This is a genomic window from Mycobacterium sp. 050128 (assembly GCF_036409155.1).
Taxonomy (GTDB): Bacteria; Actinomycetota; Actinomycetes; order Mycobacteriales; family Mycobacteriaceae; genus Mycobacterium.
In genome coordinates, this window is sequence record NZ_JAZGLW010000002.1 from 94,651 (window position 1) to 107,624 (window position 12,974).

Annotated in this window: 9 protein-coding genes and 1 pseudogene; 6 read left to right on the top strand and 4 right to left on the bottom strand. The window is 64.7% G+C overall.

Going from position 1 to position 12,974, the window contains the following annotated elements; translation table 11 throughout:
• Position 1: 1 nt before the first annotated feature.
• From SKC41_RS17850 to SKC41_RS17860, 3 genes are read right to left on the bottom strand one after another with little or no spacing between them, the layout of a single operon-like run.
• Positions 2-1,060, bottom strand: a complete 1,059-nt coding sequence (locus SKC41_RS17850) for an alpha/beta fold hydrolase (RefSeq protein ID WP_330979033.1) — start codon at positions 1,058-1,060, stop codon at positions 2-4.
• Between the two features lie 22 nt (positions 1,061-1,082).
• Complete coding sequence (locus tag SKC41_RS17855) at positions 1,083-3,617, bottom strand: FAD-binding oxidoreductase (RefSeq protein ID WP_330979034.1); 2,535 nt, start codon at positions 3,615-3,617, stop codon at positions 1,083-1,085.
• A gap of 28 nt (positions 3,618-3,645) precedes the next feature.
• On the bottom strand, positions 3,646-4,755 hold the full coding sequence (locus SKC41_RS17860; protein ID WP_090602582.1) for an LLM class flavin-dependent oxidoreductase: 1,110 nt from the start codon (positions 4,753-4,755) through the stop codon (positions 3,646-3,648).
• 221 nt (positions 4,756-4,976) lie between these two features.
• Here SKC41_RS17860 and SKC41_RS17865 point away from each other — a divergent pair, with 221 nt between their 5' ends.
• The 5 genes and pseudogenes from SKC41_RS17865 (at position 4,977) to SKC41_RS17885 (ending at position 11,388) form a co-directional block, all read left to right on the top strand.
• Positions 4,977-5,918 (top strand): enoyl-CoA hydratase, encoded by a 942-nt coding sequence (locus SKC41_RS17865; RefSeq protein WP_330979035.1) that lies wholly within the window; start codon positions 4,977-4,979, stop codon positions 5,916-5,918.
• A 12-nt stretch (positions 5,919-5,930) separates the two neighbouring features.
• Positions 5,931-7,163: an acyl-CoA dehydrogenase gene (locus SKC41_RS17870; protein ID WP_330979036.1), complete on the top strand. Its 1,233-nt coding sequence runs from the start codon at positions 5,931-5,933 to the stop codon at positions 7,161-7,163.
• A gap of 7 nt (positions 7,164-7,170) precedes the next feature.
• Positions 7,171-8,247 carry an acyl-CoA dehydrogenase family protein gene (locus tag SKC41_RS17875; protein WP_330979037.1) on the top strand — a complete coding sequence of 359 codons (1,077 nt, stop codon included), beginning with the start codon at positions 7,171-7,173 and terminating at the stop codon, positions 8,245-8,247.
• 57 nt (positions 8,248-8,304) lie between these two features.
• Positions 8,305-9,726: pseudogene (locus SKC41_RS17880) on the top strand (AMP-binding protein); the annotation flags it as partial.
• A 27-nt stretch (positions 9,727-9,753) separates the two neighbouring features.
• On the top strand, positions 9,754-11,388 hold the full coding sequence (locus tag SKC41_RS17885; protein ID WP_330979542.1) for an AMP-binding protein: 1,635 nt from the start codon (positions 9,754-9,756) through the stop codon (positions 11,386-11,388).
• A 7-nt stretch (positions 11,389-11,395) separates the two neighbouring features.
• On the opposite strand, the gene tpx is transcribed toward SKC41_RS17885, so the two are convergent.
• A complete protein-coding gene (gene tpx / locus SKC41_RS17890; RefSeq protein WP_090602569.1) occupies positions 11,396-11,893 on the bottom strand; it encodes a thiol peroxidase in 498 nt (165 codons plus the stop codon).
• 120 nt (positions 11,894-12,013) lie between these two features.
• On the opposite strand from tpx, the gene SKC41_RS17895 reads away from it, so the two are divergent.
• Positions 12,014-12,964 (top strand): GlxA family transcriptional regulator, encoded by a 951-nt coding sequence (locus tag SKC41_RS17895; protein ID WP_330979038.1) that lies wholly within the window; start codon positions 12,014-12,016, stop codon positions 12,962-12,964.
• Positions 12,965-12,974 lie beyond the last annotated feature (10 nt).

The window sequence follows — 12,974 nt, forward strand, 5'->3', positions numbered from 1 at the left end:
CCTACTTACTCAGCCCGCCAAGGAAATCGAGCAGCAACCGGTTGGTCTCCTCCGGCGCCTCCTGCTGAATCCAGTGCCCGACATCGGCAATCATGTGGGTCCCACGATAATTCGGCATCACTTCGGGTGCGCGGTCGACGGCCTCGGCGCCCCAGGTGGTGCCGACGTCGTACTGGCCACCGACGAACAACGCGGGCGGCGTCAGCGGCTCACCTTCCTGATCGGCCAGGTCGTGCCAGTCGTTGTCGATGTTGTGATAGAAGCTCAGCGGGCCACCGAAGCCCGAACGCTCGAACTCGCCCGCGTAGAAGTCGACATCGGCGTCGGTGAGCCAATCCGGCATCGATTCCGGGTAGATGAAGGCGTCCTTGAGCCGTGCGCCTTCGGCCATGCAGAGCGGGCCGGCGCGGATCACGTCGATGGGATCCATCGATGCCAGGTCGACGCCCGCGTCGACCGCTGCTTTGGTGGCCGCGATCATCCCTTCGCCGGAGACCGTATAGGTCAGCCCGATCAGCCAGCCTCGCACATCCTCTTCGATCTCGGCGATGATCCCGTCCTGCGCGGAGAAGTAGTCCTGGTACCAAACCCGGCCTTCGCCCGCGAGCTCCACGTGATAGTCATTGGGACGGTGCTCACCGAAGGGGCTGCCCGGCAAGCCAATCACGCCGCGACCCGCGAACGGAACGCTGATCCCGACCACGCCGGCGCACCTGTCCGGATGCAACCAGGCGAACGTCCACGCGACGGGCGCACCCCAGTCATGACCTATCACGATGGCTTTGTCGGCACCGTAAGCGTCGACGACGCCGAGCACGTCGCCGACCAATTCCTTGATGCGGTAGGCCGATTGCACGCGGTACTTCGACGAACGTCCGTAGCCGCGCTGATCGATTGCCACCACCCGGTACCCCGCGGCGGCCAGTGCGGGAATCTGATGACGCCACGAGTACCAGGACTCCGGAAAACCGTGCAGCAACAGCACCAGCGGACCCTGGCCGTCTTCGACAGCATGAATCCGGGTGCCTCGGCAGTCCAAGAAACGGTGAACCTGCGACATCTTCGCCTTTCTTGTCGAGGATCTATCGGGTGTGGCCCGGTGCCGAACTACCTACGGCTACGAGCGAGTTTGCGGCATCGATTGCTGGTACGGTGCGATTTTCGTAGTTGCGTGCGATCAGCGTCTTCTGCCCCGACAACCGCGTCCGCGCCCACTTGCCGATGACCCGACTCGCCATCCGGGGTGTCATCAGCGCCAGCGGGGGCTTGACAAGATGCAGGACGGCCAAGAATTCGCGGTACGCGTCGAGATCGTCGTGCACCAATTCCGTCAGACGATCCATATACCAGGTGAGGATGCGGAAATAGAACGGACGCTTCTTGTCGACGTCTTTCATCCAGTCGAAGCGCAGATTCTGTTCGCGGATCACGAACCAGGCGGTGTGGGCCATCTTCGCGATCGACTTGTAGTAGCGGCGCGGCAGGTCTTGGTGTCCCGCGCCGTATTTGGCCAGCAGCAGCTGCATTTCCCGAACTTCCTTTAGCGCCAAGCTCATACCTAAGCCGGATACCGGATCGGCGCTGGTGTAGGCGTCCCCGACGGCAAGCAGCGCGCGCGGCAGGTGGCGCTTCTTCTCGTAGTGCAACCAGAGCATGTTCGGATAGCGGAAGTTGTATATCGCAGAAGCCGGTTCCAACCCGTCGATGTTTTCGCCCACCACCGGCGAGGGCATCAGATCGGCGAATTCGCGGAACTCCCGGGCGGTGCGCGGCGGCGAGTAACAGTTGTAGGCGACCAGGGATGTCGAAAGGATCGTGCGCGAGCTGTCGGTGTAGTACTGCGCGGCGTAGGTGTCCTCGAAGGGACGATACGCGTAGCAGATCACCATGACCTTGTCCTGCCATTGCCGCTCCGGCGGAACGCGGTGCTGCATCGTCGAATAGAAGCAGTTGATGATGTCTTGTTCGACCTCGGGCGCTCCGACGCCGATGCGATCCAAGAATTCCGGCACGCGGGTGTTCTTGCCCGATGCGTCGACGACGAATTCGGCCGGCACCACCTCGAATTCACCGTCTTTACTGATGGCAACTCCGACGATGGCGTTGTTCGCGCGGTCGAATACGAGGTCGTCCACCTCCGACTCGTAGCGGAAGTCGATCTTCGGCTCGCCGTCGAGGCGGCGTCGTACGCACCACTCTAGCAACGGCCTTCCGGCACAGACGATCTCAATGTCACTGGTGCCGGGCTTCTTCCAGCTTCCGCCCAACCGGATTCGGTACTGGGCTGCCATGTCAACCTTGAACGCGCCCTCACGCACCATGTCGTCGACGATGCCGGGAAAGAAGCGCTCCAACTCGATCTGACCGGCGGTCAGCAAGTGGTGCAGGTGCCAGCCCTGTGCCGCGCCCGGCCTGCCCTCTCGCCGACGGTGCGGATCGTCGGCTTCCAGAACGATGACCCGATCAAAGGTCTCACTGAGTACCTTCGCGGCGGCTATGCCCGCGATGCTGCCGCCGATGACTACCGCGGTCCCGCGGCCGCGCCGGCGGACCTCGGCAATGTCGATGCTTGTCGGGTCGAGGTGGACCGGATTGCGCCGCCGCGCTGCCCCACTAGGGACGAACTTTTCGTAGTAGAGCCCCACACGATGGAAACCGTTGTTGTCCAACCATGTTCGGGTTGTTTCGACCATCGGAGCCGGTCCGCACAAATAGACGTCGGCGTCGCCTCCGGACAGCATCCGCTCGTCCAGGAGATCCGTGACCAGGCCGATCGGCCCATGCCATTCGGGGCTCGGGCGCGCGACGATGACGTGCACTTCGACCGCCGTCACCCGGTCTCGCAGCGCCTTGAGTTCGTCGAGCTTGCACAGGTCTTCGCTGGACGTCACTCCGTAGAGCAGATAGACGGGGTGGGCCGTATCGGCGCTCAGGCTCTCGGCCATCGCCAGGATCGCCGACAAACCCGTGCCGCCGGCGACCAGGATCACCGGCCGGACCACGGGGCGCAGACCGAAGCTGCCCTTGCTGCACCGCAGCGCGATACGGTCACCGGGCTTCGCGCGATCGCGCAGGTAGTTCGACATCACCCCGTCCGGCAGCAGCCGGATGATGAATTCGAGCTGACCGCTGCCGTCGGCGGGATGTGCGTAGGAGTAGTTGCGCCACGTGTTGGTGCCGGGCACCCGCAGTTGGGCGAACTGACCCGCCTGGTAGTCGAGTGCGCCCGTCCTGGACGAGACCTGCACCCGCAACACGGCGGTGCTGGGTGACAGCAAGTCGACCGCGGTCACCACTGCGTCACACGCGACCAGGCGCGCCGCGTTGTCGTCGGCCGGATACTGCAGTTCGATCCGGCAATCTGAAGTGGCAAAAGTCTGACAGGTCAGAATCTTTCGTGCATCGCGCTCCACATCGGAAAGACCCTCGGTGCGGCCCATCTCGTACTGGCCCCAGGCGCAGCTGGCCACACACGTGCCACAGATTCCGCTTTGGCATTCGCTGACGATCGCTACGCCGTGTTCTTCGGCGGCGTCAAGGACCGTCTGGTCCTCCCGCACCGGCATCGTCTTGTGTGTTCCGTCCGAGTACCCGACGGTTACTTCGCGATCCGCCATTGCTTTGCTCTCTTTCGGCCGGCGACCGCTAGACGATCGCGGCGAGGGGTTTCTTGGCGATGCGGGCGTTGAGTTTGGGCATGACTTCTTCAGCCAGCAGCCTCAGGGACTCTTTCCAGGGGCCCGGGTTCTCGACATAGTCGAATCCGAGTACCAGGAGGTGCCCGAACCCGCCCACCTGGTCATAGGTGGCCTCGAGTTTGTCGACCACCGTCTCCACGGAGCCGACCACGAAGGTGTTCTCGGCGAGGTATTCCGGCGTCACGTCCTCGTCGGGCACCGACGGGTTGTGTTTGTAGAACTTGGTCATGCCGAACATGCGGAATGTCGGCAGCACGTATTCGCGCATGTTGCGCCCCATCGTGCCGTCGACGGCGTAGCGGAAGGCCTGCTCGTCGGTCTCGGCGACGAAAACCTCACGGACCAAGCGCCAATCACGGCGATCTGGAGTCCGGCCACTGCGCGCCGCGCCTTCTAGCACTGCGTCCCAATGTGTCGCGACGTATTCGGTGTTGAGGTCGAGACTCATCGGTAGGTAGCCGCGCTCGCCGGCAAGCTTGAGTGTCTCGGAGCCCGCGCTGAACCCGGTAACCCCGATCGGGGGATGCGGCTTCTGGAAGGGCTTGATATGACGCTTCATCAGGCCCTCGAACATCGGGGCGATGCCGTTGGCGTTCCAGTACTTTCCGCGGTGTTCCCAGGGCTGGTCTTCGGTCCAGATGCGCAACATGATTTCGAGCGCTTCACGAGTCATCTCGCGATGCTCACCGTTCTTGCCATCGACGTCATACAGTGCCCAGTCGCCCGGAATTCCACTTGCTCCGACGCCCAACATGAATCGGCCCTGAGCGAGATGATCGAAATAGGCCACCCGATGGGCCAATTCGACCGGGTGGTGATACGGCAGCAGGTGTGCGCCGGGCGCGAGCTTGATGGACTTCGTCCGCAGCAGTGCCTGCGCCAACAGCAGGTCGGGGGCGCAGATCGGCTCCCAGGGCACCGTGAAGTGTTCGCCGACCCACGCTTCGACGTACCCGAGTTGATCGGCCAGCTCGATCATGTCGAGGTCCCATTGGGTGGCGTCGTACAGCGAGCGCTCCGGTGGGTGGGCCGGCATCAGGAATATTCCGATCTCCATGGGTCAACCCTTCTCGATTCTCGTGGGCCGCGAAGCTGGTGCTCTAGGTATACCACAGTACTAGCAAGATACTTCGCTACTTACAAGAGCCAATTTGCTTGGGACTTTACCCAGAAGACGCTCAGATATGCGCGTATTGACTATGGACATCTTGAGGGCGTGCCGCGTAACCTCGCACAGGTCACCCGTTCAGGGGGAAGTAGGCAGTAAAAGGAGCCGCCATGAACGTCAACGGACTCCATCCGGTCGATCGCCGGAAGAGTTCCGAGTCGCAATTCGACTTCATCGGATATGAGACGCTGGACGAGGGTCGAATCGCGGCGATCACCCTGAATCGCCCGAAACAGCGAAACGCGCAGACGCGCGGAATGCTGGTCGAGTTGGGGGCCGCCTTCGAGCTCGCCGAGGCTGACGACACGGTCCGGGTCGTGATCCTGCGGGGAGCGGGCCCCGCCTTCTCCGCCGGCCACGATCTCGGATCCGCTGACGATGTCCGTGAACGCGCACCGGGCCCGGGTCAACACCCCAGCTACCAATGCAACGGAGGAACGTTTGGCGGGGTGGAGTCGCGCAATCGTCAGGAGTGGCACTACTACTTCGAAAATACGAAGCGGTGGCGGAATCTCCGCAAGATCACCATCGCGCAGGTCCACGGCACGGTGCTGTCCGCGGGCCTGATGTTGGCCTGGTGCTGCGATCTGATCGTCGCAAGTGAGGACGCCGTGTTCGCCGACGTCGTCGGCACGCGCCTGGGCATGTGTGGCGTCGAGTATTTCGGCCACCCGTGGGAGTTTGGGCCGCGCAAGTCGAAGGAGCTGCTGCTCACTGGCGACTGCATCGGTGCCGACGAAGCGCACTCGCTGGGAATGGTCAGCAAGGTTTTTGCGACAAGCGAATTAAGCACCAACACAATCGAATTCGCCCGCCGCATCGCAAGGGTCCCCACCGTGGCCGCACTGCTGATCAAGGAATCGGTGAACCAGACGGTCGATGCCATGGGATTCACCACCGCACTCGACGGCTGCTTCAAGATCCACCAGCTCAATCACGCCCACTGGGGTGAAGTCACTGGCGGGAAGCTGTCGTACGGAACGGTCGAGTACGGACTCGACGACTGGCGTGCCGCGCCGGAGATCCTGCCCGCATCCAAACAACGGCCGTGATCCAGGCCCGCAATGGACATCACTTACCCGCCCGAAGCCGAAGCATTCCGGTACCAGATTCGTGCATTCCTGGCTGAACACCTCCCGGCCGGCTGGTCGGGAGCCGGCGCGTTGTCGCCGGCCGAGCGCGAGGCATTCGAGTTGCGCTGGCGGCGCGCGCTTTCGGCCAGCGGCCTGGTTGCCGTGTCCTGGCCGCCGGAATACGGCGGGGGCGGTCTGTCGCCCATCGAACAGGTGGTGCTCGCCGAAGAGTTTGCCCGGGTCGGCGCGCCCGAGCGGGCCGAAAACGACCTGCTGGGTATTGATTTACTGGGCAATACACTGATCGCGTTGGGATCCGAGGCGCAAAAGCAGCATTTTCTGCCACGCATCCTCAGCGGCGAAGATCGCTGGTGCCAGGGATTCTCGGAGCCCGACGCCGGCTCGGATCTGGCATCGGTTCGGACCCGAGCCGTGCTCGACGGCGATCAGTGGTTGATCAACGGTCAGAAGATCTGGACGTCGGCCGGTCTCACCGCCAACTGGATCTTCGTGTTGGTGCGGACGAATCCCGACGTGCCCAAGCACAAAGGGCTCTCCTTCTTGCTGGTGCCGATGGAACAAACCGGCGTCGAGGTTCGCCCGATCGTCAACGCGGCGGGACACTCGTCGTTCAGCGAAGTCTTCTTCACCGATGCCCGCACCGGATCCGCCAACGTAGTGGGCGGGGTGGGTAACGGATGGCCAACCGCGATGACGGCGCTCGGGTTTGAACGCAGTTCGCAACTCACCACCGCGGCCATCGATTTTGGTCGCGACTTCGAGCGGCTGTGCGCACTTGCGCGCGAACGTGGAATGAACACCGACCCGCATATTCGAGATGAGTTGGCGTGGTGCCTTTCCCGGATTCAGATCATGCGCTACCGCGGTTACCGTGGCCTCACTTTGTCGCTGAACGGGCGGTTGCCCGGTGCCGAGGCCGCGATCACCAAAGTCATTTGGAGCGAATACTTCCGGCGCTACACCGATCTCGCCGCCGAAATCCTGGAACTGGACGCGCTCGGCCCGGTCGGGCCCGGAAACGGTGGGGCGCGCCTGGTCCCGGAGGCGGGCACGCCCAACTCCCCCGCCTGCTGGATGGATGAGCTGCTCTATTCTCGGGCCGCCACGATCTATGCCGGCAGTTCGCAAATACAACGCAATCTGATCGGCGAGCAACTACTCGGGCTCCCGAAGGAACCACGTCCGGAAGCCAGGCAAGGCTGAAACCTCAATGGACTTTCGCTACAGCGCCGAACAAGACGACTTCTGCGCGTCGCTGCGTGGCTTCCTTCGCGAGCACACCCGCATCCGAGAAGCGACCCACGACGGCCGGCTCTGGAAACGGCTGTGCACCGAGCTGGAGCTGCCGGCGCTGCACACACCGCTCGAATATGGCGGCACCGGCGCCACCGTCGTCGAAACCGCCATCGCGTTCGGTGAATTGGGACGCACGCTGACTCCGGTTCCTTTCGCCGCTACGACGTTCGCGATCGAGGCGATTCTCCGGCTGGGTGATGACGAGCAACGCAAACGCCTGCTGCCCGGCCTGCTTTCCGGCGATCAGATCGGCGCGTTCGCGGCCGGCGGCCACCGGGTGACCGACGCGTCGGCGGCGACGGTACGCGCGCAGCGCCAGGGCAGTCGGGTCGTGCTCACCGGCGAGTGCACCCCGGTATTGCACGGCGGGCTCGCCACTCTTTTTGTGGTGCCGGCGTTGGCCGATGACGGTGTGCGTCTGCATGTCGTCAGCGCGGACTCGCCCGGGGTCGCGGTCGTCGGCCTGCCCTCCTTCGACATCACCCGCCCCGTCGCGACGCTGCAGCTGGTGCAGGCTCCGGCCGATACCTTGTCGGCGGGCTCCACCGACGACGTCGAACGGGTGCTGGACGTGGCGCGGGTGCTGCTGGCCGCCGAGATGCTCGGCGGCGCCGAGGCGTGTCTCGAGCTTGCGGTCGGATATGCCCGCAGTCGAGAGCAATTCGACCGTCCCATCGGGTCGTTTCAGGCGGTCAAACACGCGTGCGCCGAGATGCTGATCGAGATCGATGCGACCCGCGCGGCGGTGATGTTCGCCGCGATGAGCGCTGCCCTCGGAAATGAGCTGCAGGTCGCCGCGCCGCTGGTGAAGGCCCAGGCCGCGGATACCTATGTGTTGTGCGCCGGAACCGCCATCCAAGTCCACGGCGGCATCGCCTTCACGTGGGAACACGATCTGCACCTGTACTTCCGCCGGGCCAAGAGCACCGAGGCACTGTTCGGCAGCAGCACCCGGAACCGGGCGCTGCTGGCCGACCGTGCGGGCCTGTAGGAATCCGTGGCTGACACCGGCATCACGCTCAGCGACGTGCTGGCTCGCCACGCACGGGTGCGGCCCGACAACCTCGCGCTGGTCGATGCGCGCCGGCGGTGTACGTTCGCGCAACTCGACGATCGGACGACCCGGCTGGCGAATGTGTTGTCGGCGAACGGGGTTGCGCCGGGCGACCGCGTCGCCGTGGTCGGCTTGAATTGTCTTGAGCTAGTGGAAGTCTGGCTTGCAACGCTGCGCCTGGGCGCCGTGGCAGTGCCGGTCAACTTCCGTCTGGTCGCTGACGAGATCGCGTATGTGCTCGCCGACAGTGGCTCCGTCGTGGTGGTCGTGGACTCGGCGTGCGCACCGGCCGTCGCGCGGGCGCACACCAACGCACCGTCGGTGCAGACCGTTCTGACGATCGGCGACCACCTGGACGACCTGGTCGCTGCGGCAGAGGGCCGTGCGGTCGAAGTCGCAGTCGCGGACGAGGCGTCCGCGTTCATCATGTACACCTCGGGTACGACGGGTTTTCCGAAGGGCGCGGTGATCAGCCACCGCAATCTGTACTTGCACGCGGTGAGTGTGATCGCCACCCTGGGTCTCGGTGCGGACGACAACTGCTGGATGGCGCATGCGCCGCTGTTCCATGTCGCCGGAGTCTCGGGGATGTTGCCGACGTTCCTGACCGGCGGCACCGTCGTCGTCCCGCCATCGGGCGGCTTCGACCCCGAGGCCACCATGCGGATGATCGCCGCCGAGCGAGTCACGTCGTGCTGGATGACGCCGGCCCAATGGCAGCTCGTGTGTGCGCTGCCCGACCTTCGGTCCTGCGACCTCGACCGGCTGCGTCGGGTGTGGTGGGGCGCGGCGCCCGCGTCAACCACATTGCTGCGCACCATGTTCGAGACCTTTCCGCGCGCCGAGGTGATCGCCGCATTCGGTCAGACCGAGTGCAGCCCGATCACGTGCCTGCTGCGCGGCGACGACGCGATCCGCAAGATCGGATCGGTGGGCACCCCGATGCTGGGCGTCGAGGTCCGCATCGTCGACGACGAGATGAACGACGTTGCGCGGGGCGAAGTCGGCGAGATCGTGTACCTCGGGCCGCTTCTGATGAAGGAGTACTGGAACCGGCCGATCGAGACCGCCGAGGCCTTTCGGGGCGGTTGGTTTCATTCCGGCGATCTGGTCCGCCAGGACGGCGAGGGCTACATTTATGTCGTCGACCGCAGGAAAGACATGATCATCTCGGGCGGAGAGAACATCTACAGCGCCGAGGTGGAGAACGTCGTGGCAGCGCACGACAAGGTCGCCGAGGTCGCGGTCATCGGAGCGCCCGACCCGAAATGGGGCGAGATCCCGATCGCAGTGATCGTCCCGCGCGACCCCGCGAATCCGCCGACCGACGACGAAATCGAGACGCACTGCCGCGTGCACCTTGCTGCCTACAAACGGCCGCGCCGGCTCGTGGTTGTGGAAGCCTTGCCGCGCAACGCCAACGGCAAGGTGCTCAAGAACGAGCTGCGACTCCGGTACAGCGCCGCGGATTCCTACGACGCCGGTCCGGTCGACACTCCCCTGCTCGAAGAGACGATCGGGGCGAACTTCGAGCGCACCGTGCGCAGCTATCCGGACTCCGAGGCGCTTGTCGACGTGGCCGGCGGGCGGCGGTGGACCTATGCCGAGCTCAACGCCGAGATCGATTGTGTGGCCCGCGCATTGATGGCGGCCGGCATTCAGACCGGGGACAGGGTAGGAATTTGGTCGCCCAACTGCCCGGAATGGACCATCCTTCAGTACGCCACGGCAAAGGTCGGCGCGATCCTCGTCTCGGTCAACCCCGCGTACCGCACGTACGAGTTGTCGCATGTGCTGCGCGATTCGGGGACTCGGCTGCTGGTGTCCGCGACGACGTTCAAAACGTCCGACTATTGGATCATGATCGCCGATATACGCGCCGAGCTCCCCGAATTGTCGGATGTCGTGTTCCTGGGCACCGAGGACTGGGAGCGGCTGCGACTGCGAGCCGATGCGGTAACCGGCGACCAATTGCGTTGCCGGCTGGCCGGACTGAAACCCTGGGATCCGATCAACATCCAATACACCTCGGGCACAACGGGTTCCCCCAAGGGGGCGGTCCTGTCGCACCGCAACATCCTCAACAACGGGTACTACGTCACCGAATGCATTGGGCTTCGACCCGGGGACCGGCTGTGCATCCCGGTGCCCTTCTACCACTGCTTCGGCATGGTGATGGGCAATCTGGGCTGCACCACGCACGCGGCCACCATGGTGATTCCGGCGCCCGGGTTCGATCCCGCCGCGACGCTGGAAGCGATCGAAACCGAGCGCTGCACGGGACTCTACGGCGTGCCCACGATGTTCATCGCGATCCTCGGCCACCCCGACCTTGGCCGCCGCGACGTGTCGTCATTGCGGACCGGCATCATGGCCGGCGCGACGTGCCCGGTCGAGGTGATGCGGCGCTGCGTCGACGAACTGCACCTGTCGGAGCTGTCGATCGCCTACGGAATGACCGAGACGTCCCCGGTGTCCTGTCAGACCCGGATCGACGACGACCTCGCCCACCGAACGGAAACCGTCGGCCGCGTTCATCCGCACGTCGAGATCAAGGTCATCGACGCGAGCAGCGGCGAGATCGTCAAGCGGGGTCAGCCCGGCGAGCTGTGCACTCGCGGCTACTCGGTGATGCTCGGCTACTGGCACGATGACGGCAAAACCCGCGAGGTGATCAATCGCGACGGCTGGATGCACACCGGCGATCTCGCGGTGATGGCCGACGACGGCTACTGCGCGATCGTCGGGCGCATCAAAGACGTCGTCATCCGCGGCGGGGAGAACGTGTATCCGCGCGAGATCGAGGACTTCCTGCACACCCACCCCGACGTCGATGACGCGCAAGTCGTCGGTGTTCCCGACGCCAAGTACGGCGAGGAGATCTGTGCCTGGATCAAGATGCGGCCAGACCGCCCACCGTTAGATGCCGAAGCCCTACGGGCCTTCTGCGCCGGGAAACTCGCGCACTACAAGATCCCCCGCTACATCCACATCGTCGACGAGTTCCCGATGACCGTCACCGGGAAGGTTCGCAAGGTCGATATGCGGGCCGAAACGGTCCGGCTACTGGGACTATGACCCGAGACTAGGCGCCCAGCGCTGCCAGTGCCGCGTCGTAATCGGGCTCCTCGGCGATCTCGGGCACCAGTTGTGCGTAGGCAACGTTGCCGTCGGCGCCGATCACCACGACGGCCCGGCCGAGCAGCCCGGCCATCGGACCGTCGGCGATCGTGATGCCGTAGTCCTCGCCGAAGCTGTCGCGGAACGCCGAGGCCGTGGTGACGTTCTCGATGCCTTCTGCGCCGCAGAACCGCTTCTGCGCGAACGGCAGATCCTTGGACACGTTCACCACGGTTGCACCGCCGCCGGCGGCACGCTCGTTGAATTTCCGCACGCTGGTCGCACACACCGGGGTGTCGACCGACGGAAAGATGTTCAGCAGCACGGACTTACCGCTGAACTGGTCGCTGCTGACCACACCCAGATCGGCGCCGGTTAAATTGAAGGCGGGAGCTTTGGATCCGACGGCAGGAAGCTCGCCGACAGTGTTGATCGCGTTTCCTCGCAGGGTTATCTGTGCCATGGGCACAGTCTGCCAAGGCCGCTTGAGCGACCCGGGATCAGGTCCGGCTCGGAGTCGATGTCCTGATTCGTGGGGTACTAGGCCTAGACGACATACCCTGGTTGGGCCAACACTGAATCCATGGTTCGCAAGGTCGTTATCGTCGGCTTTCCGGGTGTGCAGGCACTCGATGTCGTCGGGCCCTACGACGTGTTCACCGGCGCAGCGCTGCTGACCGACGGCGGATACGACGTCGTCTTGGCCTCGGTGCCGGGCCGGCCGATCACCACCCCGACCGGCCTCGCGTTCGTCGGCGCCCCGCTGCCCGATCCGGACGACCAGATCGACACGGTCGTGCTGCCCGGCGGTGGCGGCGTCGACGCCGCTCGGCACGACGCGGACCTGGTGACCTGGATCAAAGCCGCCGCGGGCAGCGCGCGCCGCGTCGTCACCGTCTGCACGGGCGCCTTTCTCGCCGCCGAGGCCGGGCTGCTGGACGGCTGCCGCGCCACCACCCACTGGGCCTTCGCCGAGCGGCTGGCCGGAGAGTTCCCCGACGTCGAGGTCGATCCCGATCCGATCTTCGTGCGGAGCTCCGAGGTGGTGTGGACGGCCGCGGGTGTCGCCGCGGGCATCGATCTCGCGCTGTCCCTGGTCGAGGACGACCACGGAACCGAGACCGCGCAGACCGTCGCCCGCTGGATGGTGCTGTATCTGCGCCGCCCCGGCGGGCAGACGCAATTCGCGGCGCCGGTATGGGTGCCGCGCGCCAAACGCGTCTGCATCCGCGAGGTGCAGGAGGCCATCGAGGCGCAGCCGGGAGCCGCGCACAGCATCGGTGATCTGGCTCGCCGGGCAACGATGAGTCCGCGGCATTTCACTCGGGTGTTCACCGATGAGGTCGGCGAGGCGCCCGGTCACTACGTCGAACGGGTCCGCACTGAAGCCGCCCGCCGGCAGTTGGAAGAAACCGACGACACCGTTGTCGCGATCGCGGCCCGATGCGGCTTCGGCACCGCAGAAACCATGCGGCGCAACTTCATTCGTCGTATCGGTGTTTCTCCGGACCAGTACCGCAAGACGTTTGCCTAAGTTGATTGCT

Excerpts from the sequence above, each read along its gene's own strand:
- SKC41_RS17850 (WP_330979033.1), bottom strand. The coding sequence starts at position 1,060 with ATGTCGCAGGTTCACCGTTTCTTGGACTGCCGAGGCACCCGGATTCAT.
- SKC41_RS17855 (WP_330979034.1), bottom strand. The coding sequence starts at position 3,617 with ATGGCGGATCGCGAAGTAACCGTCGGGTACTCGGACGGAACACACAAG.
- SKC41_RS17860 (WP_090602582.1), bottom strand. The coding sequence starts at position 4,755 with ATGGAGATCGGAATATTCCTGATGCCGGCCCACCCACCGGAGCGCTCG.
- SKC41_RS17865 (WP_330979035.1), top strand. The coding sequence starts at position 4,977 with ATGAACGTCAACGGACTCCATCCGGTCGATCGCCGGAAGAGTTCCGAG.
- SKC41_RS17870 (WP_330979036.1), top strand. The coding sequence starts at position 5,931 with ATGGACATCACTTACCCGCCCGAAGCCGAAGCATTCCGGTACCAGATT.
- SKC41_RS17875 (WP_330979037.1), top strand. The coding sequence starts at position 7,171 with ATGGACTTTCGCTACAGCGCCGAACAAGACGACTTCTGCGCGTCGCTG.
- tpx (WP_090602569.1), bottom strand. The coding sequence starts at position 11,893 with ATGGCACAGATAACCCTGCGAGGAAACGCGATCAACACTGTCGGCGAG.
- SKC41_RS17895 (WP_330979038.1), top strand. The coding sequence starts at position 12,014 with ATGGTTCGCAAGGTCGTTATCGTCGGCTTTCCGGGTGTGCAGGCACTC.